A 26,916-nucleotide genomic window follows, 5' to 3' on the forward strand; every position below is an offset into this window, starting at 1 on the left:
AAGTATGAAACTTTTGGACTTTTTTTATTATACAACCGTTGTTTTACCGAGCATAAACGGCAGACCTCTTGTCGAAATCTGCCGTATGCGGACTTTGATTCCGGTGGAGTCAAAGTTGTTTATTCGATTCCTTGCTTTTTGCTCCTACCCTTTGTCTGGTTCTTTGGCGTTCTCGGCTTCTTGGCGAGCCTTGCGGCATCTCGCTTCATCTTCGCCCTCTCAAAGTAGCAAGTTTTTTCACGCTTCGGAGCATTCTTCTTAGCTTCGATAGCCGCCTGATTCAGCTCATCAGTTACGACTTTTAGCCTTTGCTCCTTAGTATCAAGCTCATCCTGCTGGGGGAACGGCTCTGCAACGATCTTCTGTGCTTCTGCGTGATCAAGCCTGAGCTTTGCAAGGTTGTCCTGCGTTCTCTCAATTCTGCCGTCAATGTTGTAGAGGGCAGCTTCAAGACGGTTCAGGTTATGTGCAAAACTCTCGATCAGCTTGGTTGTATGCGAAGCGGCACCTTGCAGACAAGCCGACATACCGCCGCCCATCATGTTGCTGTTTACCGTCACACTCAGCTCAAAGCCCTGGAACGAGCCGATTTTAATGGGAGTATGATAGCCAGTACCGCTTCTTCAAAAGCCTTAGCCGCTTCTTTCTTGTCCGTGTACTCCACATCACCGACCTTCATTTTGAATACCATGTCATTGTAGTCTGTATCCACATTTTATTGTCTTTGAAAGTGTCTGATAGCCGATTCTTCCAGAGAAGAAACCCACAAACGCTTGACGGGCTTTCTGTACCGAGCCATTTGATAGACATAGCGGAAAATACATTCTCCCTCACGGTCAGCGTCCGTGGCACAGATGATCTCGGTCACGTCATCACGCCCCATAAGCTCCTTGACAATGCCGAACTGTTCCTTTGTGCTTTCCGTGACCTTGAACTGCCATGCTTCGGGTATCATGGGAAGCTGAGAAAAGCTCCATTTCTGTTCCCAGCCACAGCTGTATTCGTTGGGATTTTTAAGTTCGACCGAGGGTTTCTCGGCAAGAATAAGGATCTTTATTTATCACGACCTTTCTGCAAGATGTTCAAATATGCCGTAAATAACCGAATTTACCGCATTTGGCTATTGATTTTTTGGTTTTGATGTGGTATAATATAAGTGAAAAGAAACATAGTATATAAGAGGTGCATACCATTGGCTAAACTGAAACCGGATATTACACCCGAAGAAGAACGTAAACAAAACCTTGAACAGCTTGCAAATTACCGTCCTCTCGATGATGATTTCATGCGTGAGCTTTTCAGGAATGATCTGGAACTTGCTCAGTTCGTACTTCGTATCATAATTGACAAGCCAGATCTCACACTGATAAAAGAAGAATCACAGTATGATTTACAGCACCTTTTCGGTGAGCGCTCTATCTGTCTTGATGTGTTCGGTGTTGACAGCGAGGGTCAGCAGTATGACTTCGAGGTACAGCGACAGGATAAGGGTGCTACTCCTAAAAGGGCGAGATACCATTCAAGTGCTATGGACGTTGACAATCTCAAAGAGAAGCAGAAATTTGACGCTCTGCCCAACACTTATGTTATCTTCATTACTGAAAATGATTTCTTCGGAAAAGGAAAAGCAGTTTATCCGATAGAACGTATGAATCTTGCAACAGGTGAGCCGTTTGGTGACGGAGAGCATATTCTCTACATAAACGGCGCATACGAAAACAAGGACGATAACTCCGATCTCGCCAAGCTGATACACGATTTCAGATGCAGCAAGGCAGACGAAATGTTATTGCAGCCGTTAGCAGACCGTACCAGATATTTTAAGGAAACACCGGAAGGAGTGGAGTATATGTGCAAAGCTATGGAAGATAGGATAACTGATGAGAAAATCAGGATTGCTTATAATTTATTGCTTTTAGGTACTATTTCAAAGGAAGACATTGCTAAAGCCACTAAACTTCCTCTTGAAACTATAATTGAACTTGAAGCAGAGATTAAATCCGTATCAGTTTAAGTGGTGTAGCTTATGAGTAAAGCTATGGAAGATAGGATCAACGAAAGAGTTAAGATCATCGTGCTGAAAATGCTCGCAGACGGAAATCTTTCCAAAGAGCAGATCGCAGCATTTACTGATCTTACCGCCCAACAGGTTGAAAGCATTGAAACAGAATTCAAGTCTGTTTCTGCATAAGTCGAAGAATAAAATATGATGAATGATAATGTTCCACATTGTAAAATGATCGATGATATGCTTGAAGAAGTAAGGCAAGAGGTAAAGATACGATGTGCCTTACGAATGATCCGCAACAGCAAGCTGTCTGATGAAGAAATATCTAAAGTAACGGAACTGACACTTGAAGAAGTCAAGGAACTTAAAGCTCAGGCATCAGCCGTTACCGCATAAACCACATCAACCTAAGCACATTCCCCACATCGGGGAGTGTGCTTTTCTTTTTAGAACAGGTCTACAAGTGTCATATTCTTGATATAGACCTTTCTGCTGTATCTGTCACCTCTTGCAGAAACATAGCCTACTCCTTCAAAGATATTCAGCAGATTTTCTGCTTCTGAAAAAGAAATGCCAAGCTCCTCTCTCAGCTTCTTATTGGAAACAAGGTCATTCCCGATAATAGCAAAAACAGCCTTCATTACATCTTTAGTCGAGAAACTGCATGAGTCGATATTGCGAAGTCAGGTGAAAAAGTGATCACTGTTGTCACGGTTTTAATCATCTTCCTCAGTATCGAACTTATCAGCTTACCACAACATATAATCTTCATGAGGCGCAAGTAACAGCCATGTCCGAGGAATTATCGCCGCTGTTCACTCTGCCGTTGACTTTCTCAGCTGCCTGAGCCGCTTCTTCGAGAGTGTACTTCGGATTTCCGTCCTTATCCTCTTCGCCAGCATAGAGAAGTGAATAGAGATCATAATCGTCAACTTTTGCAAGCGGTCAAAGTCCGGCATATAGCGTAGTCTTATGCCAACATAGTGTCTATGATACGCTTATCCGTCTTTTCTGCGATCATATCCATGACAATAGCTTCAAACTCGCTGTGGAAAGAATAAAACAGCTCGTCTACTGCCTTGTATTCGGGCATAGTGTCACCTCACAATCATACGCACCACCTCCTTTGCGGTCAGTCATCGAAGTCTTCATGGAGAACATTCTTCCGAACATCGTAGTCAATGCTCATATCCTCATAGCTCTGAGTGAAGTCAATATTGTTCGCCAGATTGATAAGACAGCTCATCAAATAACTCATAGGGTTATGGATACCCATAGTTTTCTTCATCACGTCATAGCCCCTGTCCAGGCAAGCCCTGTTCACTCTCAGCAGAGAGTCCTGAACTTCCTGAGCAGAATAAACTATGTCATCAATGACTCGCCCTCGCCGTGATACAGCCGTCCTCACCATATTGCTGACGATCTGATCCAGCCCACTGACGGTCATAGTGTCACTTCCGAAAAGCTCTATCCACTCGACATACTCGTCGTATTCGATATTCTCCTTGATGATATTTTTTATCTTTTCTTTGTCTGTGATATATCCATCCATCAATCTTGGGGCAGAGTTTTCAACAAAACGCTCTGCTTTTGTGCCTGAAACAGCCGATTGATTGATAGATCCTTCATCACACAGTATTTTATTTTCTTTATTTTGTTCTTTAGTATTATATTGGGGGCGATTTTCTGTCGGTAGAACTTCAAGCGGTAGATCATCAAGATATAGGTTTTCTACCCCTTGTTTTTCACCCTCTTGCGGAGCTGAAAAATCAGCGGTTTTCAACATCTCTGTTGAAAGTTCCGCACCCGATACCTTTGCTTTTGCTTCTGCCTTGACCTTTTCTCTGTGCTTGTCTGCTTCGTCCTCGCTTATGGGGTTTTCAAAGAAGTCATAGACATACTCAATGCCCTTGCTTGCCGTCAAATTGGCATACAGCTTGGTGACTACCAGATAGCCTATGTTTTTCAGTTCTTTCAGTGCTGAGTCGATAGCTGTCTTGCCCTCTTTGCAGATGAACACAAGCCCTGCAACGGAGTAATCCCAATCATCGGGAAAGGAAAGAACTCTCAGGAGCAGACCGAGGGATTTTAGGCTGATCTCCTTAGAACGGAGAAGCAGACTGCTTACTATGGTAAAGTTGTCGGTCTTATTGACACGGCAGCGCTTGGACTTGTTGGAAGGCATATTGCCCTCAGCCATAACAGTGCAGGAAAGAGTCTTGTCCTTCTCCGAACTTTCATAGAAGTCATAGACATAATGTATCCTGCCGTCCTCAGTTTCGTTCGGGTAGAGCTTTGATATTTTAAGATAGCCCCACTCCTGCAAGTCTTTCAGGACGGTCTCAATAGCCGTTTCTCCTTCTTTGCAGATAGAAGAAAGACCCTTGATCGAGTAGTCCCATTCTTCGGGAAGTCCCATAACACGGCCCAGCAGACCGACAGAAGCCAGACTGAGGTTTGATGACCGCAGGAAGGAATTACTCAGCAGAGTAAAGTTTTTCGATTTATGTACACGGCAGACTGATGATGAAACGGTCTTGCTCTTTTTTATTTTCTTGCCCATTTGTATCACCCTGTCAGTTATCTCAGCTTCATATTCGGTATACGCAGCTTATTCACTGCATAGGTGTTGCCGTGAATGATGATAACGTACTTTTCGTCTTTAAGCTCTGTCAGAGCATTTCTGACCGTTGAAGGCTCGTCTTTCGGAAAGAAAGAACACAACTCCTCAAACGTGCGGTAGTCCCTCTCGGGAACATTGAGCATATTGTCGAGGATCGCATAAGCCGGCAGGGTGAGTACACCGTGGTCGTTCGGAACAATTCGCATAGGAATTGGCATGGATAGTTTCCCCCTCACAAGATAAAAAGTTTACAAAAAGTTCAAAATTCATCTTGACGAATCTGATATACTGTGATATAATAACTGAGTCAAGATATTTGACAAATAATTAAATATATTAAGGGCGAAGAATGTGCTGTTGGCAGGCCCTTTGAACATATTTTGAGTATGAAACAAAAAAGCTCCCCATTTCTGAGGAGCGATACAGTATTCGGTTTTTAGGCATAAAAATAGCGTATAGCGCTCCAGATTATTCATCATAGAGCGATATACGCTAATCCAATGTTTCCCATTTTTCAACCGTGGTAAACCTCTTTTGGCTTCTACCACGTTTCTACCAACTTTTTCTTTCTACCAGCCTTATTCTCATTACTTTCTACCACACGTCTACCAAATCACCTAATTTTTCGTTTTTTCGGTTTTCCCGATTTTCCGTATGTTTGCATTCTTGAGGCTTGAAAAGCCCTGAAAATAGGGGATAATCTGCCGTATACTGCTACGCTTTGCAACGATTTGCAAAGTTGCCTACAATTCTCAAAATCTGCCGGTAGCAATACCGTACCGGTTCAAGTCCGGTCAGCGGCATAAGGCGCAGTTTCTTTTAAAGAAGCTGCGTTTTTTCTTTTGCCGTATTTTCTGACACAAATATGACAGAATTGTCACTTTCAAATTCACTGTAAAGTCATTCTGGGAGTATATAATAAACTAAACAAAAGAAACGGAGGACAACAAAATGGAAATACTCAGAGTTGAAAATTTAGTCAAGGAATATGGTGACGGCGACACAAAGATAATGGCGCTGGACGGTGTTTCCTTTTCGGTGGAGAAAGGCGAGTTCGTATCGGTAATAGGACCTTCCGGCAGCGGCAAGTCAACACTGCTTCACATACTGGGAGGTGTTGACAAGCCAACTTCGGGCAAAGTCATCATTGACGGCACAGATATCTGTGAGTTGGGCGAAGACAAGCTGGCAGTGTTCAGAAGGCGTCAGATAGGGCTTGTTTACCAGTTTTACAACCTTATGCCTGTGTTGAATGTCGATGAGAACATAGCGCTTCCACACCTGCTTGACGGCAGGAAGCTGGACAAGGAGAGGCTTGACAACATAGTAAGTCATCTGGGACTTGAGGACAGGCGAGAAAATCTTCCCAGTCAGCTTTCGGGCGGACAGCAGCAGCGAGTTTCGATAGGGCGTGCGCTGTACAGCAGACCTGCTATACTGCTGGCAGACGAACCCACAGGCAACCTTGACAGAAAAACAGGCGAAGAGATAACAGCTTTGCTGAAAGAGTCTAACAGAATGCAGAAACAGACTCTTATACTCATAACCCACGATGAACGTCTTGCAATGCAGGCAGACAGGGTCTTCTACCTTGAAGACGGCAAACTGATAAAGAACGAAACAGTGAGAACAAGAAGATAATACATGGAGAAAAAATGATGAACAATATAGTATTCAGGGTGACAAGGAAGTATATGAGTCTGAATCGCCGCCGCACAGCCATCGCGTTTATGGGCATAGTGCTGATGGTGGTGATGATGACCTGCGTTTTTGTGGGCAAGCAGACTGTCATGGCTTATCTTGACAAGGTGGCTTCCCTTGACAAGGGCAGCTGGCATCTTATAGCTTATGACCTGACACCCGAAGAAGCCAAAAGTATAATGCAGATGGAAGATGTGAAAAAGACAGGCATATCCGAACAACTCTACAATATGGAGTTTCAGGCGACCGGCGACCCTGATGAAAGACCTTTTATAGATGTCAAGGCATACTCTGCCGAATGCTTTGAGATGAACAACATAACTCTTGCTGAGGGCAGATTTCCTGAAAACAGCCGCGAGTTGATAATAAGCAAAACAGCCATCGAAGACGGCAGCAGCATAAAGATAGGTGACAGGATAACAGGTGATTTTTTCAAACGCTCAATAACAAACATAAACGATAAAGGCACGCTGGAGTTTCCGTTCATGGGTATCGAGGTTGAACACGGCAAGACCGCAGAAGTGCCTGTGAACTTCATGTCTTACATCGAAAACGATGATTATGTTGAAAACCACACCCCTACAGGCGTTAAGGGTGATTTCACCGTAGTGGGCATAATGGAAAGACCAACGTTTGAAAAGATCAGCGGTGCAAGCATTTCTGCGCTTTGCGGGCTTGAAGAAGCAACAGGCGATAATGTCAACCTTATGATATATCTTGACACCGAAAAGGCTGTCGGCGCATACGACCTTGAGAGCAGGATAAACTCGATGACGGGCAGAGATAACCGCTTTGAAACCAATGAAATGCTGTTGGCTTTCTCGGCAATGTCGGGCGACAGCAACATAAACACCATAGTCATTTTTGTAGAGATATTCTTCACGGTGTTTATCATGGCGGCATCAGTCATACTGATCTATAATGTGTTCAACATGTCATTTGCGGAAAGAACAAAGTATTTGGGTATGCTTTCTTCAGTCGGTGCAACACGCAGGCAGAAAAGGCAGAGCATCTATTTCGAGAGTTTTGCGCTTCTTTTACCCGCACTTCCGTCAGGCATACTGCTGGGTATGGGGCTTGTGTACGGAGCATCACAGGTGTTAAAGCCGCGTTTTGATACTATGCTCTCCATCATAAAGAGCTCACTGCCTAAGGATATACCGCTGACGCTTTCATTCGGTGTTTCAGAGATACTGGTGATAATCGTCATGTGTGTCGTTACGGTGCTTGTATCGGCGCTGATACCTGCCATAAAGATAGGCAGGATAGCACCTGTCGAAAGTGCAAAGGGTGCGGCTGAAACTGTCAGCAAAAAGCACTACCGCACAAGCGTGAAAGCGCTTGAAAAAGGCAGACCCGAACTGCTGCTTGCTGTCAATTCCACTTCGCGTTCGGGTCACCTGACAAAGAGCATAATCCGCAGCATCGCAGTATTCACCACACTTATAATGGTCACTCTTTACGGCGCACAGTCGCTTATAAAGATAGTTGAAACAAAGACCGAAGAAGACGGCTGGATGCCCGATTTTGATGATTACGAATATGTGATAGTTGATGAACATGCAAAAAACTCCTACAGCAACGTTAAAGAGATACTGGAAAAAGATGAAAATGTAGGTGAGATAAAAGAGATAGTCACAACATCGTTTGATGTCACAGTGCCGATAAATAAACTGACAGATGAAGTATTTGACGCTCGTAAGGCTGTATACATGCAGTTTGACGGCAACACCGAAGAAGACTGGGAGAAAAATAGAGAAATTTTCATGGACAGCATGTTTGTCAACACCATAGAGGTAGATGATGAGGAGTTTGCTCTGCTGGCATCAAAGGGCAATGCTGACATGGATATCGCAGAAGATACTTCAAAGCCCGCAGTACTGCTTTACAATGAGAGTGCGTTCTCGACTGACTTCTACATTTCAGGTGATAATTGCAGCGGCTACAAGTATATTCTGGTAGACAATGTATTCAATGTGAAAAAGGGTGATGAATTCATCTTAAACGGCATGAACAGCGTAAAAGGCGAAGTTGAGATGAAGCTGGCAACAGCAGGCTTCGTCGATGCAGATTCTGTCAAGGGCAGGTTCAGGATAGTGCCAAACGGCTTTTACATCTTTATAAACCGCGCCGCAGGTGAACTGATATACGACAGCGTTGACAGCATACCCTACAGCTGTATGTTCTTCAATGATGACAACGAAGAGTCCGTAAAAAGACTGAGTCAGGAGTTCTCCCGCGATAATGAGAGTGCAATGAACTCGGCAGTCATGGCAAGGGTATCGGAACTTAATGCAGCGAAAAGCATCAAGCAGGTGATATCTGAGATTGTTAAGATACTTGCTTACTGCTTCACAGCGATGATATCACTGGTTTGCCTGCTGAACCTTTATAACTCGATACGCGGCAGGGCGGCTGAACGCACAAAGGAAACAGCATCACTGCGCTCGATAGGCATGACCGACAAGCAGTTCACCAAGATGCACAATATCGAGAACATTATACTGCTAAGCAAGGGTCTGCTGATATCAGCTGTATTATGCACTGTGCTTTGTCTGATACTGAGATATGTTATGGTCAGATTTTTCGGCAATGTGCGCATGACTTCGCCTCTGCTGCCGGCACTGGGCATATCCGCAGCCGCAGCAGTTATATCTTCAGTAATGACCGGATATTGCAGCCGAAGAAGCAAGGTAGATATAATCAGCGAGATACGCCGCGAAACTGTCTGAACTTGACAAGCTGATGAAAATATAGTAGAATATGTATATCTATTTTGTGCATCAAATGATATGGTTATTTTTTAGACTCCACTAAAATAAAGGTATGATATTGTTAATGTCCGCTGAAAGGCTGTTTATAGCAATCCGCCTTAAAATTCAGACAAAATCCGGTCACAAAACCCATAAATCCCAGCTTTTGCGACTGAATCTTGTGAATTTAAAAAGTTGGATTGCTATAGTACAGTGGGGCAGCGTGATGACCGAATCATATAATTCACCAAGACCCCGCAGTGCTGATGTGCTGCGGGGTCGGGGGTGTTTATGGCTTTTATAGCGATACAACTATTATAATTCGCAAAAGCCGTGAGCTATGGGTCTTGTGGCGGAGCGCTATAGTTAACAGGAAGGAAGATGGTGACAGCAATGAAGATACTACTGGTAGAGGACGACCCCATCATACAAGAGGGGCTGAAACTTGCACTGACTTCTGAGGGCTGCGGCTTTGCGGCGGCATCTTCGGTGGCTGAGGCTAAGGCTTTGCTTGGCGGTGAATACGATATCTGCATACTTGATGTCATGCTGCCCGATGGTACCGGGTATGATGTATGTGCCGAGATACGCCGAAAAGGCGATACGCCCGTTATCTTCCTGACTGCATGCGATGACGAACTCCACACGGTACTGGCACTGGAAAACGGCGCTGATGACTATATCGCAAAGCCTTTCCGCATGCGTGAACTTATGGCGAGGATAAAAGCTGTTCTGCGCAGGATGGGCAGAAAGACTGACAGCGAAGAACCGGTAAAGGTCGGCAGCAACGATGTGAACGTTCGCACAGGCAAGGTATTCCGTGACGGCAGCGAAGTGATACTCACTGCGATGGAATACAAGCTGCTGCTGATATTCATAAATAATCGCGGCGCTGTGCTTTCGCGTCAACAACTGCTGCACAATATCTGGGATGTTGCGGGCGACTATGTCACCGACAACACGCTTACTGTATATGTCAAGCGCCTGCGCGAAAAGCTGGAGAACGGCGATGAAGTCATACAGACAGTTCGCGGTCTGGGGTACAGGCTGATATGAACACAAGGACTTATATCAGACTTTTTGCTGCTGCGGCGGCAGTAATCACGTGTCTGATGCTGCGTACTGCTGCGGGCTGCTGCGCGGCACTGGGCGTGCTGGCGGCATTCCTGCTGGTTGAGGGCATCGTGACCGATATGCGCCGCAAGCGCAGGCTTACCGAACTGACAGACTACATCACCCGCGTACAGGACGACCTTTCGCTGGCAGCGCCCGAATGTTCGGACGAGGGGCTTACGGGGATACTGCAAAGCGAGATATACAAGGTAGTGGCACTTCTGCGCGAACAGTATTCGGCAGAAAAAGACCGTAAAGAGTATATGTCTGATATGCTGTCGGATATCTCTCACCAGATAAAGACACCGCTGACTGCCATACAGCTTATGACCGAACTGCTTGAACAGTCCGACCTTGACGCTGAGAAGAGAATGCAGTATGCTGAGAAGATAGACTCGCAAGTGGGGCGGATAACGTGGCTTATACGAAATCTGCTGACCCTTTCACAGCTGGAGGCTGGTGTGCTGAAAATGAAGCCTACAGCTGTCGGGCTGAGTGAACTTATGGGCGATATACGCACATCGCTGGAGATAATGGCTGAGGTCAGGGGCGTGACGCTTGAGTTTGAGATGCCCGATGCCGAGATAGATGCAGACCGTCACTGGCTGAGAGAAGCGCTGATGAACATCATCAAAAACTGCATCGAGCACACTGACGAGGGCGGATATGTCAGGGTGAACGGCACACAGAACAACATCTGCACCGAGTTGACCATCGAAGACAACGGAAGCGGCATCAGTGAAAAAGACCTGCCGCACATATTTGAAAGGTTTTACAAGGCGGATAATTCATCGCCGCAGAGTGTCGGGATAGGTCTTGCGCTGGCAAAGAATATTATCAATGCGCACAGCGGCATTATAGCAGTCAGCAGTACAAAGGGTAAAGGCACAGTCTTCACAGTGAAATTATACACGGTGTTCTGAGATGAAAATACAAAAATGCGCCGCAGGAGAAGTTTGTTCCTGCGGCGCTTGATATATGGCAGTATATTATCCCATTATCTCGTTTATGTTCCTCACGATTATGTCGTGCAGAAGTTCAACATCATAGTCGCCTATTATCGGCTCAAGGTGAGAACCGCCAACACCCGAATCATCGGTAAGGAAAACATAATTGCTGTTGGTGCATATCGCGACAGCCCTGCCGAAAAGTTCGGTCGCGCGGTCACTGTTAGATGCTACTACAGGCACAAGATGGATACCCTTTTCAGCGGCGCTCTTTACAGCGCCGAGTATCATTTCTTCTTTATCTTCGTGGGGAGGCGCATCGAATATAAGGAATGCTATCTTGTTGCTGTCCTCGCTCCAGCTGTTGCCTGTCATCGTTTCGTCAAGTATCTCAGCGACTGCTTCGGGCGTATCTCCGCCGCCGTCAGCATACTCGGCATTCAGCAGACCGCGCAGTTCCTTGATGTCAGAAGTGAAAGGATTGCATCTGGTAACATAGTCATCACCTTCATCGCGGTAGAAATTCACTGAGAAAGTCACATTTTCATTGCCGAACTCTTCTGCGATGGAAGAAAAATCCTTTTGCAGATAGGATATCTCGTCACCCATCGAACCTGTGGTATCAAGTATGAACATTACCTCAGTCTTGTCGTATTTTACAGCTTTGCTCTCAGCCTTGAATTCCACCGACTTCGTAGCTTCATCGTCAGAATGACCCTGACCCTCAGCGGCATTTTCGCCGCCGTCTGATACGGTCACCTGTGAAGTCTGCTCGCCGTATCTGACATTTTCGGGCTTGTCATCACCGCTGTAGAAAAGATATGCCTTGCCGTTCTTATCAGTCTTTGCAGACCAGATAATATCGCCCTTGCCTGAAAGCAGTTCGACCTTTTCGTTGGGCAGAACGCCGTCATCGCCTGTTATGGTGACCTCTATCCTGTTTCTTGGGTCAACGCCGTATGCTGGGAATTCCACAGTGCCGTTCTTTACAAGGTTGGTGAAGAAGCCCCAGTTCTCGTTGTCGTTCCACTCGCCCGCAGTCAGCACAAAAGGCATTGAGTCATCTTCGGGCAATTCGGGTTCTGCGATGTCGGATACATCTGCTTCACCATCACCTGTATCAGCAGTACCGCCGATCTCAGTTATGCCCATAGCCGCTTCCGCTGCGGCGTAATCAGCCACATCTCCTTTTGCCGTTTCGCCGTCAGCAGACCTTTCTGCCATATCAAAAGTGATATCATCGGAAAACATATTCACTTCTGCTTCGCCTGCTGTTTCGGCAGATGCGCCTGCTTTGGCTTCGGCATCGGCGGCAGGTGTTTCGGGTGATACTGCATCGGCTTTGTTGACCTCAGCATGGTCAGCCGCGTTGTCATCGGGGATCGCGTTGCTCAACCCGTTGTTTCCGCAGGATGCAAATGAACCTGCGACTATCGCCATTGTAAGCATGAGTATGATGTTCTTTCTGAAATTTGTCTTTTTCATAATGGTTTCCTCCCTGTTATTTCACTGCCGTGACAGTGTGTGATTTTTGTCTGCTGAACTATAGCGATCCGCCTTAAAATTTGGATCTGATATATATACGTTTTGGGAGTGGGATTTTTATGGCTTTTTTTGCATGTAATAGTAAACATATTTTTGATGCTGTTTTTGTGCTTTTTAACAAAAACAGCGTGCTTTTCGGAGGTATCACAGAAAACTGTGACTGACGCAGTGTGAAAAAGAAAGAATAAACGCAAAAACGGCAGGACAGCGCTTATACCGTCCTGCCGTTTTCTATTTTCTCAGCCTGTAGCCTATACCCCATACAGTTTCGATATAATCTTCATCCGGAGAACATTCTTTCAGCTTTTTTCGTAATTTGCTTATGTGAACGTTCAGCGTGTTGTCATCGGCGGAATTTTCATAATCCCACACGGTATCGTATATGCGGCTCTTGGTGCAGGTGCGTTTCGGACTTTCCATAAAAAGTTCCAGCAAGGCAAATTCGTGCTTTGACAGTTCGACCGCTGTGCCGTGACAGCTGACGGTGTGTTCGCTTTTATTCAGTATGATGTCTTTATAGGTCAGCACATCACCTTTTGTCTGTTCGGGCAGAACATTTCTCAGTCTGGCACTGATGCGTGCCAGCAGTTCCTCATTGTGGAACGGTTTGGTCACATAGTCATCTGCGCCGAGTGCGAACAAGTCCACTTTTTTACTTACATCATGTATGGCGCTGGTGACTATCACAGGCACGTTTTTCTTCTCTTTAAGCCCTTTTATGACAGCCTCACCGCTGAGTCCCGGAAGCATAAGGTCGAGAAGTATCAGCGATACCTCTTCCCCGTGAGCAAGCAGACCCTCAGTACCCGAATAGGCGCTTATGGTATCGTAGCCGTTTTGTCTGAGAAGTACGCGAAGCATATCATTGATGCCCGCATCGTCCTCGATTATAAGAATAGTCTGCACTGTTATCACCTCAAATCCAACCTGAATGGGAAAAATACCCCGACATTTATAATAGCACATTCGCGTAAAAATTGCAAGATGTTCCTATAAAACCGAAAAGCCGCCGCAAAAAACTGCGGCGGCAAGATATCGCTATTTCATCGGGACAAAGTCGCCCCAGTCAAGTTCGTTATAGGGTGCTTCTTTTTCGCCTGTGAGAACAGGCTCGTCCTTTTTATTATCACGTTTGGTCTCGCTCTTGGTTTCAGTCTTTGACTGAGTTTCGGGTGAACTTTCAGGCACATTGGTAACAGTCGGCTTCTTTGTCACCGACTCGGTGGGCTTTTGTGTGACAGCCCCGCCGTTACCTTCATTACCGCCGTTCCCTTGCTCCGAAGGCTTTTCGGTAACAGCAGCTTTGCCCGAAGTTGTCGGTTTCTGTGAGCCATCAGACTTCTTCGTCACCTTGCCTGTGGATCTGCCTGTAGACTTGCCTGTACCTGTAAACAGGTCGGTGAACTGGTTGGGCTTTGTTGTTGCTTTTGGCGCAGCACTGTTTGTTTTAGTTTCGGTCTTTGAAGTCGTCGCTGCCGTTGTTGTTGTGACAGCTGCGGCAGTGACCGTTGTCGTTGACTCAGTTACGGAAGTCACAGGTGCAGTGGTGGTAGTAGTGGTTTTTTTGGTGCTTTCAGGCGGAAGTGTAAATGCTATCACATCATTTTCGTCAGCCGTAACACTGCTGTTTACTGATTTTTTTGTAGTCGAAGAAGTTTCGGCAGAAGTTTCCGTCTTTGTGGTCACCGCAGTGGCTTCGGTCGTCTGCTCTGTCACATCACCGATAACGCCCTCAGTGGGCTCTTCGGTAACGGAAGTCAGTTTAGATGACTCGCGTTCAGCCCTGCGGGAAACTATGTCATTCGCCATACTTTCATCTCTTGAAATGACACTTCCGCAGCTTGTCATTACCAGAGCCGCCATAAGTACCACAGCAGCCGCAATTGATCTATTCAAGTCTATCCTCCTATCATAAATATGACTATCCCTTTAGCACACAAACTAAAAATGCGGTAAACAAAATGATAATTGAGCGCCTCATATCTTAAAGATATGTGCCAGGAACCCTATAGCAATCCGCCTTAAAATTCAGACAAAATCCAGTCACAAAACCCATAAATCCCAGCTTTTGCGACTGGATTTTGTGAATTTAAAAAGTTGGATTGCTATAAGTTCTGTATAGCCGCTGTTTTTGTGGTGTGTCAGCGGGATAACCACGATCATAAATGGTCATATCGGCACAAACGGTTTTGACCGCTCAGACAAGTTCGATGTCTGTAATGGTCAGATCTTCTGCTGCTTCTTCGGGTATTCCCGATATTACCGCTGCCACGAAGACATATCCGTCATCAGGGTCGATAATCTCGCCCTGCTGAGATACCGCGCGGTAGAATTTTCCCGAACTTACGCTTGCAGACTGACCGCTCAGGTCAAAAGTGAATTTTACCGATACGGCATCTTCCACATCTTCTTCCTTTACCATCATCACTGCACGCGCGTAGCATTTTCCGTTTTCATCAGGCTCGGTGAATTGCAGATACTTTGTGTAAGGTTCAAGCACCTTATCGGCTGCAAGCACCTCATAATAAACCCTGCCCCACGAACTTTCAGAAGTTATCTTTATCGAATCGCCTTTAAGTTCATCGGCGGTCAGCACACGTTTAAGACTGTCCTTACCTTTTTCACTGCCCAGTCTGAAACCGCAGCTTCCGGTGAACCTGACCGCAGTGACTTTTTCAGCATCAGCATCACCGAAAAGTTCTTCCATTGTCAGGTCATATGTGATCTTGCCGCCGCTTTTCAACTTAAGGTCAACATAGCCGCTGTTAACGACTTTTGTACCCTTTTCGGCATCAAAACTCTCCAGAACTGTACCTGTTACCGTACCGTTCTTGTATGTATCAATGAGTTTTACGGCTGCCTTGTCGTACTTGCCGCCGATGTTTTCAAACACTGCGGGAACGCCCAGCTGCTTTGCCAGAGTGCCGAAACTTTCAGCCCACTTGACATTTTCATCGGCTTTTGCAAAACTGCTCTCGGAAGCGCCACTGATAACAACGGGTATCCCCGCGTCCAGCCAGTCGAGTTCGTACCTGCCCAGCTGAGTTTTTATCATGTCGGTATCTTCTTCTGTAAAAGCAGTACCCGTGACATCGAGGCTTTCGCCGCTTACCGACACCATCATGTCAGCATCGGCAGCCACATCATACCAGTCTGCCGAATTTAACAGCAGTACCCTGTGTTCATTGCCCTTGACTGAGCGAATGGTCTGTATGACACTCTTTTTCTCTGTCTTGTCAGATGTGTTATTTTTCCCCGAAGTATCATTCTCAGCCGTTACAGGCTCGGTAAGATCGCCCGCAAAGATCAGCTTTCTGTCATATTTTGCAAAATTTTCAGCCAGCTGTTCCCAGACAGCTGACCTGCCATCGTCAGATTTGCTCTCTGCTTCAAGGATAATGTACATATCCTGCGAAACAGCAGCGTCAACAGTTTTTTTCAGACCTGCCAGCCAGTCGGCATCAATGGTGTATTCGCCGTCAGCCGAAACATGCTCAGACCAGTCCGCCGAAACCTTGACAGTATTAAGACCGCGATCTTTAGCGGATCTTGCCTGCGCCGTATCAAAGCCCTCGTTCGCCGCCAGACCAAGTCCCATATCAGCGTTTAGCTGAGCGGCTGTATATTTTGAAACATCTTTAGCTGTAACTTTTGTAACCGCTGTGTCACCTGTTGATGCCGCATCAGCACAGACGACGGCTGTTGCGCCAAAACAAAGCAGACAAGCGGCAACTCGTTCAGTCAGACGCTCTTTGATTTTCATTTTATCACTCCTAAGGGTCGAAAAAACATATAATATACCATTTTTATTATAACCGATTGTAACCATTTTGTCAACTATCTGACTGTGCATTTCACAAAGTTGTCATATTATGGTATAATACTGCTTTACTGAATACTTTTGCAGTGAATTATTGCAAACGATATTTGATCTCAGACATATCCCGCTCACAGAAACAATTATCGAAGTATCTGCGAAAGGGATATGTGAAATTTTTTATGTGGTTATCCCGCTGACACACCACACAAAACAGCGGCTATACAGAACTTAAGGTTCTTGGCGTATATTTTTGTTTACCGCATTTTTAGTTGGTGTGCTAAATGGATAGTCATAATTTTTTATGTCGTTTACCATATCGATTTGGAAACAGGTAATTCGTTCTTGATAAAATAAGGCTGTATTTTTGTGTATTCTTCTCAGCAGCAGGCAGGGAAGAATATACTTGACGCAATGATCTGCGTAATTCGGGAAACTCACCCCTTTACTTTTGCAGAAAAATGTGTTATAATAACAAAGTGTGGCTATCCCTTTAGTGCATTATCTGAAAATGCTGTGCTCAAAATGGTGTTTGAGCGTTATATATCTTTACGTCACTTGCAGTGGTCGGAATAGATGTGTTAACAGCTTTATGCTCAGGCAGACCGCGTTTGTTGGGGTGCTTTTAGTGTGGTGACCACATAGTTTTATATGTATGTGGACCGAAAGGTCCGATCCCGATAAATAAAGAAAGGAACGCATATGAAGATAATCGGAGTGCGCTTTAAGAGCGTTGGAAAAATATACTATTTCGACCCGCAGGACACTCAGCTGACAGAGGGCGATAAGGTCATCGTTGAAACAGCCAGAGGTGTTGAGTGCGGTGATGTCGTGATGACTGACCGCGAGATAGATGAGAAGAATTTCAAGAACCCCATCAAGCCAATTATCAGAAAGGCTGATGAGCGTGACCTGAAATCCATCGAGAAAAGCAAGCAGAAAGAAGCGGAAGCATTCGAGATATGCCGCAAAAAGATCGAAGAGCATAAGCTGAAAATGGATCTTATCGATGTTGAATGCACTTTTAACAACAATAAGATGCTCTTTTACTTCACTGCTGAGAACAGGGTGGATTTCCGCGAACTGGTAAAGGATCTGGCGGGCATATTCAGGACAAGGATAGAACTCAGACAGATAGGTGTGCGCGATGAAGCAAAAATGCTGGGCGGTCTGGGCATCTGCGGTCAGCCGTTCTGCTGTTCGAGGTTTCTGGGCGACTTCCAGCCTGTTTCCATCAAAATGGCTAAGGAACAGGGTCTTAGCCTTAATCCCACAAAGATCAGCGGTTGCTGCGGCAGACTTATGTGCTGTCTGAAATACGAGCAGGACAGCTATGAAGATCTGCTGAAACACACCCCGAAAGTCGGCGCGATAGTAAAGACCGCTGACGGCAAGGGCGTGGTGCAGGAGGTAAATCTGCTTACGGGCAAGCTGAGGGTCAAGATGGATCGTTCGGACAATGTGGTGACCGTCAAAAAGGAAGATGTTGAAGTCATCAAGGACGGCAATATCAGAGTCGATAAGAATGAACTTCGTGCGCTTAAAGGACTGGAGGGGAAGTAAATGCCATCATCACCTGTACATCTTCTGCTTGCTTATGATATGGCTGAAAGTCTGGGCGTTGAGGATAAGGCTGACTTCCTGCTGGGCGCGATAGCCCCCGACTGTGTCAACTACGGCATGGAACAGGCAAGCGAGAAAGTCCGCTATACCGCTCATATCCGCGATAAGGACTATGACAAGTGGAAGGCTCAGCTTAAGGCTTTTGCAAAGGATAACGCTGAACAGTTCGCGGACAGCAGAGATTTCCTGCGCGGGTATCTGTTCCACTGCTGGTCGGATATTGCGTGGGACGAAGCAGTTCAGCCGAAGATATTTGAGTTTCTGGGGACGCTGGGCTTCGGTTATGATGATATGACCGCCCAGAAGTGGAAAGAACTATACAAGTTCAACAGCCTTGTGACAAAGCAGGCTGACTATGCTGAGTGCGTAAAGCTGGTAAAAGCGGGCAGACCACGAGATATAGCGGGCTGTTCTGCTGAACTGATAGGGAAGTTTGCGGCTTATGTTGCTGATGACTACAGTGACAAGATAATCGATGAAGCCCCGCTTTTCCTGACCGAAAAGCATATCGCTGACACGATCTTGCAGATGGATAACTGCGGATACAGCGATGAACTGAGAAATATTTAGATAAAAATACGCCGAAAGGCGGACAAAGACATAAAACGGAGATGTTTAAAATGTTCACAATACTGTCAAATGACGCTATAACTACGATGCAGAACGTGTATACACCGTTCCCGATGGGTATGCACCTTGTTTTCTGCGTGATCGCAACTGTCGTGTACGGCTTGCAGTTTTTGAATAAGAAGTCGCTTCACTACTTGCTGCTGCTGTTTGCCTGCGATGCGACTTTCGTTACGCAGATAAACACATCAAAGCCTGTTATCACAGGGCTTTTCGTGGCTGAGGTGCTTCTGCTGGCGGGCGCGGCTGTATTCTCGTTCAAGTACAGCAAAAAGCTGAAAGCTGCTGAGGCTGAGAAGAAGAAAGCGCCGAAAGAGAACGGCGATGCTGTCGATAACGCATTTGAGGACTGAGCCATGAAAATAGTTATCCTTGACAGCGAAACTGTTTCGCGCGGGGGCGATGTCAGTCTTGATGGCATAACTTCGCTGGGCGAAGCGCAGGTATACGGCTATACGCCCAATGAGGAAGTCGCGGATAAGATAGGCGATGCTGACGCGGTCATCTGCAACAAGTGCCTTGTGACCGAAGAGGTCTTTGAAAAGTGCAAAAACCTGAAATATGTTGGTCTGTTTGCGACAGGCTATAACAATGTTGATCTGAAAGCCGCTGACAGACACGGCGCTGTTGTCTGCAATGTACCTGCTTATTCTACCGATTCGGTGGCACAGCACACATTTGCGCTGATACTCAACCACTTCAACAAAATTCGCGCTTATGCAGATACGGTAGATAACGGCGACTGGGTAAACTACAAGCTGTTCACCTACTTTTATATACCGACTTACGAACTCAAAGGCATGACCATCGGCATTGTCGGCTACGGCAGTATAGGCAGGAGAGTGGCTGAGATAGCGCGTGTCTTCGGCATGAAAGTGCTGACTTTCACACGTTCCCCCGAAAAGGTTGGGGACGGCGCTGAAGCTGTCAGCCTTGACAGGTTACTGCGGGAGAGCGATGTGGTGACGATGCACTGTCCGCTGACCGATACTACCAGAGAGATGATAAACAAAGATGCACTGGCGAAGATGAAGCCTACAGCTTACTTCGTGAACACCGCACGCGGCGGCGTGGTGAACGAGCAGGAACTCGCAGATGCGCTGAATGAAGGCGTTATAGCAGGTGCAGGCATCGACACGCTGACATTTGAGCCGATGCGTGAGGACTGCCCTCTGAGAAATGCAAAGAACATCACCATCACCCCGCACATCGCGTGGGCACCCAAGCAGACAAGAGAGCGGCTGCTTGAAACGGTTGCTGAGAACCTGCGCAAGTGGCGTGACGGTCAACCGCAGAACGTGGTAAATAACAGGTAATAATAAAAGGCGAAGAAACTGCTTCTTCGCCTTGTTTTTATGTTAAAAAAGGTCTGCGCACAGACTGTTGCAGACTAGCCCCAGACTACAGTTTGCATCTATCCGTCTGATGTATTTTGTTATCTTGTCATAGATCTCAGTGCCTGCCGAGAGGGTCAGCCTGCGGGAAAGTGCATCTGCCAGCGCGGTATCACAGCCTACAGCATCGCCGTTTGCAAGGCGCACACAGGCATCACGCAAAAGTTCCGAAAAAAGGTAGAGCGCCTCGCGCAGAAGGGATTTCTTGCCGTCAGCACCCGCCAGCGCTTTAAGAAATCCGTATTCCGAACCGCCTGCATAAGCCTGCGCTATCTGCCGCGCAAGACCTACCGCGTTGTAGAACTGCTCCTGCTCGATGTACGCTTTGCATCTGCCGATGTTGCCTTTTCCTGCTTCGAGGGCTTCGCGTATCTCTTCCATCGAGCGGTCGGGATAGTTTGCCTGCAAGAACTCGCCGCTTTCCTGCATGGTGACAGGTGTCACAGAAAGACTTACACATCGGGAGATTATGGTGGTCAGGAAAGCCTCCTTACTGCGTGCTGTCAGTATCAGCGCAGTGTGGTCGGGCGGCTCTTCTATCAGTTTCAGCAGAATGTTCTGCACCTGAATTGAAGTCTGTATCGATAGGTCAAAATCTGGTATGACATACACCTTTATGTCACCCTCATTTGGCGCAACAGGTGCATCACCGACTATGCTGTCACGGATATCCTCAACAAGATAGTTGCCCTTGTCGTTGGACTGTGCAAAAATAAGGTCGGGGTGAGCGCCGCGCTCTATCAGCTGACACGCCCTGCATCTGCCGCATGGGACACCGCTGTGTTCTTCACACATCAGCTGTGCGGCGATGTACTTAGCCATCGTCTTTTTGCCCAGCCCCTTTTCGCCGTGTATTATTATCGAATGGGGTTCGCGCCCCGCCGACACCATTCTCGCAGTCTGTGCAAGCAGAGCCTTGTTGCCGTATATCTTCATCATTTACACCTGTTCAAAGCGCTCAATGTCGGTGACGAAGATAGTCGCGCCGCCGATAGCTACCTCAACAGGGTATGACTGCCCGCCGTCGGGACCTGTGACAGTTGAAGATGGCACGAACTGCTTGCGCTTGCGGGAATGTTCTTTCAGTACCGCAATGACTTCATCGACCTGTTCATTCTGACAGCATATCATGAAAGTGGTGTTGCCCGCCATCAGAAAACCGCCTGTTGACGAGAGTTTTGTGGCGCGTATGCCCGCCTTCTGCAAGCCCTTGTTGACTGCGTATGTGTCATCGTTGTTGACTATTGCATATACAAGTTTCATATAGGTTTCCTCCGAGATATCATATGTGCGGTCTGATGCCGCATCACATTATATATTATGACTATCCATTTAGCACACCGGCTGAAAATGCTGTAAACAAAAGGATAATTGAGCACCATACGCCAGCCACCTTAAGTTCTGTAAAACCGCCGTTTTTGCGGTGTGTCAGCGGGATAACCACATTATATATTATAGCACACTTACACTGAAAACGCCATACCTTTTGAGAATTTTTATTATATCGGCGGTCATTTCTTCACCGCTGACTGCTATGGGCACTGACGGCTGACAGCTTGTGACGGTCATGCCGCAGATACAGCCCTCAGCTTCATCGACGGGGACAGTTCTCGCAGGTGACAGCGCCGCCTGTCTGATGGGCATGCGCACCACCGCAGAGGGTATCTCGTCAAATTCAGCCGCTCTGCCGCCGCTGACGGGTATCTCGGAAAGGGCGTGTTCCAGTTTGGTGTAATCTTCTTCGCTGTTGAAAGGGGTGGTCATCAGCACAACGAAATCGGGGTCGGTGTACTCAGGTTCAATGCTGTAACTGCGGAGTTTGTCGCCCAGTTCGTCACCGCTTATGCCGCATTCCCCCGCCGCGACAGTCAGTTTGCACTTTTCTTCACCGACAGTCTTCCAGCCCATGTCATTCAGCCGCTTTTTGCAAAGAGCGGTGCGCTTTACGCATACTGCAAGGTCAGAACTGTAGCCGTTCAGCAGATAGTCACTGCAAAGGTCAAGGCTTTCCATGATAAGGTAAGAAGGGCTTGTAGATGCGAAAAGCGACATCATCAGTTTTGCGCATTCGGCATAGCCTGCGGGAGCGTCCTTTGAGATGTGCAGAAAAGCCCCGCCCGTATAGCAGGGAAGTGTCTTGTGCGCCGAATCACAGCAGAGGTCAGCGCCCAGTGTCATGGGGTGAGTGTCATTTTCGAGAAATTTCAGATAAGCGCCGTGTGCATCATCGACTATCAGCGGAACGCCCGCGCCCTTGCAGACCTTTGATATCTCCCTGATATCAGCGATAAAACCGAGATAGTCGGGAGATGTTATATAAACGGCATCAGCCTTGCGGGTACATTTCTCCATAGCCCGCGCGATATCATCAGCCGTCACCCCCGATGAACACAGCGAACGGCTTCTGACCGCAGGATAGACCCAGCACACCTCTATATCCAGAAGTATGCAGGCATTAATAAACGCCTTGTGGACATTACGCGGGGCGATGACCAGCATTCTTTTGCTGTGGTCAGCGCGGCATCTGTCTGCAATGGCGAGCATAGTTTTTATACAAAGGCTTGAACCCTCAGTGGAATAAAGGGTCTTCTGCGCCCCGAACAGCTTTGCGGTCTGCGCCTCACTCTCTGCGATAACGCCCGATGCTTCAAAAAGATAATCCGCACCGCGTATCTCTGTAAGGTCAAGCGCTTCCATACCGTGAAAGTGCCTGCCCTTGTGACCCGGCATATGGAAACGCGATATGCCGCTTTGTGAATATGTTTTGGCAAATTCGTATATTGGTGCCGACATGACTACACTCCTATCCGAAACGAGGGCGATGACCCATCACTTATCGAATAGCCTGCGCATGGCATTACGGGTCAGACCGCTTGCGATGCGCTGACGTCCGCGATTTATGGTGCGCGAAACGGTGGACTTATCCACCCCGAATTTCTGCGCTATCTGCTTGACTGTCAGACCGTCCCTATAATATAATAGTATATAGCATTTCTGTTTTTGGGTAAGACTGTCCTGCAAAAGCATCTGCAATGCTCTGCCCTCACGGGTGAGGTCGGGCTTGTTTTCTTCTTCGGCGGGGTCATCGAACAGGTCTTTGTCAAAACTGTCATCTCTTACAAGATACTCCTCGCCCTTTTCAAAAGAGAGTCTTTTTTTGGTCAAGTTCTGCGAAACCTCCTGTATTTACTCTGAAATAGAAATGTAACCAAATTGTAAATTTTAGAAATGCGAATGTTCGTTTTGCGTTTTTAGTATACCATATATTGTGGTCAAAGTCAAGGCAAAACGCAATTTTCATTTTTTTTGGTCAAATTGAGTGAAAAATATCGGACTGTTTGTGCAATTTGTTCTTGATTTTTGTTGAAAGATGTGCTATAATAGGTCTTGCGATAACGGTTCGGGGAGTTAAAACGGACATCTTACATATAACAGAAAGATAAAAACGCATACATATGTTCGCAATAATTCGATGGACTGTGCATCTGAAAGTCAGGGTATTGTGTAAGCCTTGACGGGTGACGGGTATTGTGTAAGCCTGTCAGCACCTTAATAAGAGTGGGCGGCTCTTGCTTTGTCAGGTTACAGAGATATTACAAAAAGTTACAGAACCAAGTAATGAGTCTGCCGCATTTTAAAAGGAAGCAGTGTGAAAATTTATGGAGAAAAAAAAGCTGGAAAGAATATCTGAGCTGACAGCCATTTCCCGACAGAGGGAGCTGACCGAAGCGGAGAAGTCCGAAAGGGAAGCGCTGAGGTCGGAATACAGGCGGAGTGTCATGGCGAATTTCACAGATACTCTTGAGCACACCTCGATACTTGAGCCTGACGGTTCAAAGATAAAGGTGAAGGATATGAAGCGCAGCGGGGAGGATAAATAAAGTGGCAGCTGAAACAAGACAGAAGTTAAAGCTTCTGACCATGAAGAAGTTTTTTGAAACGGAAACAGATGAAAAGCACACCATTACAGGCGCGAAGCTGATCGAATGGCTCGGTTCAAGGGGCATAAAGGCTGAGCGCAAGACCATCTATGATGATATCAGGACGCTATGTGAGAGCGGAATGGACATCGTGACTGTTAAAGATGGTCATTCAAACGCTTATTATCTGGGCGAGAGGACATTTCAGCAGGAGGAACTGCTGGTGCTGGCAAACATCGTTGCATCGAGCAGATTTCTGACCAAGAAGAAGTCCAGAGAACTTATCAAGAAACTACAGACACTTACCAACAGATTTGAGGCTGAGAAGCTCTACGGACAGATATATGTAGACAACCGTGTCAAGAGTTTCAATGAAGTCATCTACTATTCTGTAAACAAGATACAGGAAGGTATAAGCGTTGGCAAGGAGATAAGGTTCAAGTATACCGAGTTCAACCCTGACAAAAAACAGGTGCTAAAGCATGGCGGTGAGTTCTACACGGTAACTCCGTACACTCTGGTGTGGGAGAACGAGAACTACTACATGGTGTGCTACTGCAACAAGCATGAAAAGATCTGCCGTTACAGGGTAGACAGAATGCTGAGCGTTGAACTTACCGAAAACGATGCGAGAAAACTCACCGATGAGGAAAAGGCTGAGGTCGCTAACTTACAGTCGGTGTACGGCATGTACGGCGGCAGAACGGAGAGCGTGACCATGCAGTTCGACAACTCGCTGGCAAATGTCGTTATAGACAGATTCGGGCTTGACTGCCACCCCAGCAGAAATTCTGAGAGCACTTTTGAACTGACCGTCGATGTTCAGATCGCGCCGACTTTCTGGGGCTGGTTCTTCCAGTTCGGCAAGAAGGCAAAGATAGTTGCACCGCAGAACGTGGTGGAAGAGGGCAAGGCATATATCGAAGATATAATGCAGAATTTCTGACAAGCGCAGAAAAGGCGGCGCATTGGAGAGGCGCATGCTTTTGGAGAGGAAAGGGAAGAGTATTCCCGGAGAAACGAGAAAAGATCACATATGATAAGCAGATCGGCCTCCCGGCGAAAGGTCAAGCCTTACGGGAGGTCGAATTGTATGCAGACGGATCATCGAAAGGAGAATTTATATGTTGTTGGGTCTGGCGGGACTGGTTGTGGCGTTGGCTGTTGGAATAGCGCTGTTCTTTTCAGTCGGTCTGGCGGCTGCACTGATAGGCGGGCTTTTTTTGGGGATATCCATGACTGTAATCAAAATATTCATCGTGCCGCGTTTTGAACAGCGTGACAAAATGCGCCTTGCGACCGATAATGTGCGCATTATCCCCGAAAAGCTGGAAGTGAGGTTCGACAATTACAAGAACGGCTATGTGATCGACTGCTATTACCATTCCCCCGAAACAGGCAGACAGTTCGTGTTCACCACACAGCCCATGCCCAAAGACCCCACTCCATACCTGATGGACACTAAAATAACTGTGGTCACCAACCGCATCGACTACTCGAATTATTATGTAGATCTCGGTGGATTGGGCGGCTGCCTGCCCGATAACAGACAATAGTATTAATGCCGCACCGTCCTGCGTGACGATGCGGCATTTTTCTTGTGTCAGTTGCCCGACCAGTGCTTGAATTGTCTGGTCTTGATGTAGTATTCATCGGGGTCGCTTTGTTTTGCTTTGCGGTAGCGGTAGTCGTAGTACTGTCGTTCGCTTTCCTTGCGCCTGCGCTCGTCCTCCTCAGCCATCTGCTTTTTTCTGGCATTTTCAGCATCAAGCTGCTGCTGGCGTATTTGAGCGGAATTGTCATAATGCGGTTCATAACTGCTCATGTTGATGGAAGTGTCGGGCGGCGAGAAAGCATCATCAAGGAAAGTCGCAAAAGCGGCTCTGCCGAGCAATCCCAGTGTACTCGGCTGTTTGACAGCGCCTCGCTGAGGTGTTTCGGGTTCCTTAGCATCTGTGCCGCCTGAGAAAAGAAACAGCGCCAGAAGCACAGCCGCGATCGTTATGCCGACAGACCAGCCTGTCCCGATATTTGAAGCTATGCCCTCACCCCATAAAATGTAAAGCCCGTATACTATCAAGCCTACTATGACAAATCTGGTAAAACTAAAAAGAAGGTGTGCTATCCAGAGGACTTCATCGCCGTTTTCCAGTTTTATTTTTATAAATGAAATAATGAAAGCTGCCGCGCCGATCACGCAGGCAGTAAGACCGTCACTGCTGCCGCCAATGAAATACTGATATATTCCCCAGAGAGCCGCACCTGCGCCGCCGACTTTCAGTACTATATTTAATATGAATGATGATCCTTTAAGTATATACTTCATGTTTGACACCCCTGTTTTATTATCTGACCGACTTCCCCCATGTTTATTTAAAATGATTATAAACCATTTGTTTTTAAATTTCAATACAAGTTAAGGTAAGTTTACACATTGTTAATAAAGAAACGCATATTTTTATATTTTTGTGACTGAAACGATAAAAAATAACATTTTCTATCTGACAGATATTTGCTTGAAAACACCGAAGTTCTGCAATTCGCGACCAAAACTCTGCAATTCACGACAAAAACGTGCAAGTTGCGAAAATTGTGGTATAATGTGTACAATAAAAGAATGCGGAAAAGACAAATAAAACTATGCCGCGAAAGAAATGGATACACCTTTAACCTATTTTTCCTAAATTATTACAATGTTAAGATCATCATGGCTGTGCTGTGGTGGTCTTTTCATTTGTGTCCGGTAGTTAGAAATATCTAATGTGTACAAAATCATCAGCTGTGAAAATAATTTTTTGGCTTTGCAAACGAATTATTGTAAACTAAAAATGAAATCTCTTGACTT

Annotated in this window: 30 protein-coding genes; 14 read left to right on the forward strand and 16 right to left on the reverse strand. The window is 46.5% G+C overall.

From position 1 onward, the window contains the following. Window positions 1–119 precede the first annotated feature (119 nt). From CUS_RS08555 to CUS_RS08560, 3 genes are read right to left on the reverse strand one after another with little or no spacing between them, the layout of a single operon-like run. Window positions 120–560 (reverse strand): hypothetical protein, encoded by a 441-nt coding sequence (locus CUS_RS08555; RefSeq protein WP_157769512.1) that lies wholly within the window; start codon window positions 558–560, stop codon window positions 120–122. Between the two features lie 2 nt (window positions 561–562). Continuing rightward, on the reverse strand, window positions 563–712 hold the full coding sequence (locus CUS_RS19775) for a hypothetical protein (protein WP_157769513.1): 150 nt from the start codon (window positions 710–712) through the stop codon (window positions 563–565). A gap of 3 nt (window positions 713–715) precedes the next feature. Beyond that, window positions 716–955, reverse strand: a complete 240-nt coding sequence (locus CUS_RS08560) for a toprim domain-containing protein (RefSeq protein WP_002849614.1) — start codon at window positions 953–955, stop codon at window positions 716–718. Between the two features lie 237 nt (window positions 956–1,192). Here CUS_RS08560 and CUS_RS08565 point away from each other — a divergent pair, with 237 nt between their 5' ends. From CUS_RS08565 to CUS_RS19785, 3 genes are read left to right on the forward strand one after another with little or no spacing between them, the layout of a single operon-like run. Next, window positions 1,193–2,014: a PD-(D/E)XK nuclease family transposase gene (locus tag CUS_RS08565; RefSeq protein ID WP_002849629.1), complete on the forward strand. Its 822-nt coding sequence runs from the start codon at window positions 1,193–1,195 to the stop codon at window positions 2,012–2,014. A 24-nt stretch (window positions 2,015–2,038) separates the two neighbouring features. Next, window positions 2,039–2,191, forward strand: coding sequence for a hypothetical protein (locus CUS_RS19780; protein WP_002849684.1), 153 nt, complete (start codon window positions 2,039–2,041; stop codon window positions 2,189–2,191). Window positions 2,192–2,206: 15 nt separating this feature from the next. After that, window positions 2,207–2,404 carry a hypothetical protein gene (locus tag CUS_RS19785; protein ID WP_002849703.1) on the forward strand — a complete coding sequence of 66 codons (198 nt, stop codon included), beginning with the start codon at window positions 2,207–2,209 and terminating at the stop codon, window positions 2,402–2,404. 50 nt (window positions 2,405–2,454) lie between these two features. Here CUS_RS19785 and CUS_RS08570 read toward each other — a convergent pair whose 3' ends face one another. From CUS_RS08570 to CUS_RS08580, 4 genes are all read right to left on the reverse strand, one after another. Then, a complete protein-coding gene (locus tag CUS_RS08570) occupies window positions 2,455–2,649 on the reverse strand; it encodes a hypothetical protein (protein WP_002849622.1) in 195 nt (64 codons plus the stop codon). Window positions 2,650–2,978: 329 nt separating this feature from the next. Continuing rightward, a complete protein-coding gene (locus CUS_RS20640) occupies window positions 2,979–3,101 on the reverse strand; it encodes a hypothetical protein (protein WP_002849645.1) in 123 nt (40 codons plus the stop codon). A 39-nt stretch (window positions 3,102–3,140) separates the two neighbouring features. Further along, a complete protein-coding gene (locus CUS_RS08575) occupies window positions 3,141–4,571 on the reverse strand; it encodes a hypothetical protein (protein WP_002849639.1) in 1,431 nt (476 codons plus the stop codon). A gap of 17 nt (window positions 4,572–4,588) precedes the next feature. Beyond that, window positions 4,589–4,849 (reverse strand): hypothetical protein, encoded by a 261-nt coding sequence (locus CUS_RS08580; protein WP_227945454.1) that lies wholly within the window; start codon window positions 4,847–4,849, stop codon window positions 4,589–4,591. A 733-nt stretch (window positions 4,850–5,582) separates the two neighbouring features. Here CUS_RS08580 and CUS_RS08585 point away from each other — a divergent pair. The 4 genes from CUS_RS08585 to CUS_RS08600 all read left to right on the forward strand — a co-directional run bounded on the left by CUS_RS08585 (window position 5,583) and on the right by CUS_RS08600 (window position 11,121). Next, the gene (locus CUS_RS08585) at window positions 5,583–6,272 is read left to right on the forward strand and encodes an ABC transporter ATP-binding protein (protein ID WP_002849741.1); all 690 of its coding nucleotides are present in this window, start codon (window positions 5,583–5,585) and stop codon (window positions 6,270–6,272) included. Between the two features lie 17 nt (window positions 6,273–6,289). Then, the gene (locus CUS_RS08590) at window positions 6,290–9,064 is read left to right on the forward strand and encodes an ABC transporter permease (RefSeq protein WP_037276956.1); all 2,775 of its coding nucleotides are present in this window, start codon (window positions 6,290–6,292) and stop codon (window positions 9,062–9,064) included. 414 nt (window positions 9,065–9,478) lie between these two features. Then, window positions 9,479–10,141, forward strand: a complete 663-nt coding sequence (locus CUS_RS08595) for a response regulator transcription factor (RefSeq protein ID WP_002849797.1) — start codon at window positions 9,479–9,481, stop codon at window positions 10,139–10,141. Further along, window positions 10,138–11,121, forward strand: a complete 984-nt coding sequence (locus CUS_RS08600) for a sensor histidine kinase (protein ID WP_002849804.1) — start codon at window positions 10,138–10,140, stop codon at window positions 11,119–11,121. Before CUS_RS08595 ends, CUS_RS08600 begins: the two co-directional genes overlap by 4 nt. 66 nt (window positions 11,122–11,187) lie before the next feature. On the opposite strand, the gene CUS_RS08605 is transcribed toward CUS_RS08600, so the two are convergent. The 4 genes from CUS_RS08605 to CUS_RS08620 form a co-directional block, all read right to left on the reverse strand. Then, window positions 11,188–12,630 (reverse strand): vWA domain-containing protein, encoded by a 1,443-nt coding sequence (locus CUS_RS08605; protein ID WP_002849788.1) that lies wholly within the window; start codon window positions 12,628–12,630, stop codon window positions 11,188–11,190. 291 nt (window positions 12,631–12,921) lie between these two features. Continuing rightward, a complete protein-coding gene (locus tag CUS_RS08610; RefSeq protein WP_002849627.1) occupies window positions 12,922–13,596 on the reverse strand; it encodes a response regulator transcription factor in 675 nt (224 codons plus the stop codon). A gap of 132 nt (window positions 13,597–13,728) precedes the next feature. Then, complete coding sequence (locus CUS_RS08615) at window positions 13,729–14,586, reverse strand: hypothetical protein (RefSeq protein ID WP_002849657.1); 858 nt, start codon at window positions 14,584–14,586, stop codon at window positions 13,729–13,731. 301 nt (window positions 14,587–14,887) lie between these two features. Further along, window positions 14,888–16,453 (reverse strand): cellulase family glycosylhydrolase, encoded by a 1,566-nt coding sequence (locus tag CUS_RS08620; RefSeq protein WP_002849801.1) that lies wholly within the window; start codon window positions 16,451–16,453, stop codon window positions 14,888–14,890. Window positions 16,454–17,209: 756 nt separating this feature from the next. Between CUS_RS08620 and CUS_RS08625 the strand changes: the two genes are divergently transcribed. The 4 genes from CUS_RS08625 to CUS_RS08640 are packed head-to-tail and all read left to right on the forward strand — an operon-like array spanning window position 17,210 to window position 20,073. Next, window positions 17,210–18,070, forward strand: coding sequence for a PSP1 domain-containing protein (locus CUS_RS08625; protein WP_002849792.1), 861 nt, complete (start codon window positions 17,210–17,212; stop codon window positions 18,068–18,070). After that, window positions 18,071–18,700 carry a hypothetical protein gene (locus CUS_RS08630; RefSeq protein WP_002849789.1) on the forward strand — a complete coding sequence of 210 codons (630 nt, stop codon included), beginning with the start codon at window positions 18,071–18,073 and terminating at the stop codon, window positions 18,698–18,700. Between the two features lie 50 nt (window positions 18,701–18,750). After that, the gene (locus tag CUS_RS08635) at window positions 18,751–19,110 is read left to right on the forward strand and encodes a hypothetical protein (protein ID WP_002849742.1); all 360 of its coding nucleotides are present in this window, start codon (window positions 18,751–18,753) and stop codon (window positions 19,108–19,110) included. A 3-nt stretch (window positions 19,111–19,113) separates the two neighbouring features. Further along, complete coding sequence (locus CUS_RS08640) at window positions 19,114–20,073, forward strand: D-2-hydroxyacid dehydrogenase (RefSeq protein WP_002849733.1); 960 nt, start codon at window positions 19,114–19,116, stop codon at window positions 20,071–20,073. 42 nt (window positions 20,074–20,115) lie between these two features. On the opposite strand, the gene CUS_RS08645 is transcribed toward CUS_RS08640, so the two are convergent. The 4 genes from CUS_RS08645 to CUS_RS08660 form a co-directional block, all read right to left on the reverse strand. Further along, the gene (locus CUS_RS08645) at window positions 20,116–21,087 is read right to left on the reverse strand and encodes an ATP-binding protein (protein WP_002849771.1); all 972 of its coding nucleotides are present in this window, start codon (window positions 21,085–21,087) and stop codon (window positions 20,116–20,118) included. A gap of 3 nt (window positions 21,088–21,090) precedes the next feature. Continuing rightward, a complete protein-coding gene (locus tag CUS_RS08650) occupies window positions 21,091–21,414 on the reverse strand; it encodes a cyclic-di-AMP receptor (protein WP_002849772.1) in 324 nt (107 codons plus the stop codon). Between the two features lie 189 nt (window positions 21,415–21,603). Beyond that, window positions 21,604–22,944, reverse strand: a complete 1,341-nt coding sequence (locus tag CUS_RS08655) for an aminotransferase class I/II-fold pyridoxal phosphate-dependent enzyme (RefSeq protein WP_002849770.1) — start codon at window positions 22,942–22,944, stop codon at window positions 21,604–21,606. A gap of 36 nt (window positions 22,945–22,980) precedes the next feature. Then, window positions 22,981–23,316 carry a sigma-70 family RNA polymerase sigma factor gene (locus CUS_RS08660; protein WP_002849667.1) on the reverse strand — a complete coding sequence of 112 codons (336 nt, stop codon included), beginning with the start codon at window positions 23,314–23,316 and terminating at the stop codon, window positions 22,981–22,983. 494 nt (window positions 23,317–23,810) lie between these two features. On the opposite strand from CUS_RS08660, the gene CUS_RS08665 reads away from it, so the two are divergent. The 3 genes from CUS_RS08665 to CUS_RS08675 all read left to right on the forward strand — a co-directional run bounded on the left by CUS_RS08665 (window position 23,811) and on the right by CUS_RS08675 (window position 25,627). Further along, on the forward strand, window positions 23,811–24,032 hold the full coding sequence (locus CUS_RS08665) for a DUF896 domain-containing protein (protein ID WP_002849685.1): 222 nt from the start codon (window positions 23,811–23,813) through the stop codon (window positions 24,030–24,032). Between the two features lies 1 nt (window position 24,033). After that, entirely contained in the window at window positions 24,034–25,017 is a 984-nt protein-coding gene (locus tag CUS_RS08670; RefSeq protein WP_002849662.1) for a helix-turn-helix transcriptional regulator, read from the forward strand. 178 nt (window positions 25,018–25,195) lie between these two features. After that, the gene (locus tag CUS_RS08675; RefSeq protein ID WP_002849791.1) at window positions 25,196–25,627 is read left to right on the forward strand and encodes a phage holin family protein; all 432 of its coding nucleotides are present in this window, start codon (window positions 25,196–25,198) and stop codon (window positions 25,625–25,627) included. Between the two features lie 47 nt (window positions 25,628–25,674). Here CUS_RS08675 and CUS_RS08680 read toward each other — a convergent pair whose 3' ends face one another. After that, complete coding sequence (locus CUS_RS08680) at window positions 25,675–26,397, reverse strand: hypothetical protein (RefSeq protein ID WP_002849794.1); 723 nt, start codon at window positions 26,395–26,397, stop codon at window positions 25,675–25,677. Window positions 26,398–26,916: the final 519 nt, after the last annotated feature.

Origin of the sequence: Hominimerdicola alba 8 (genome assembly GCF_000178155.2) — a bacterium.
Classification (GTDB): domain Bacteria; phylum Bacillota; class Clostridia; order Oscillospirales; family Ruminococcaceae; genus Hominimerdicola; species Hominimerdicola alba_C.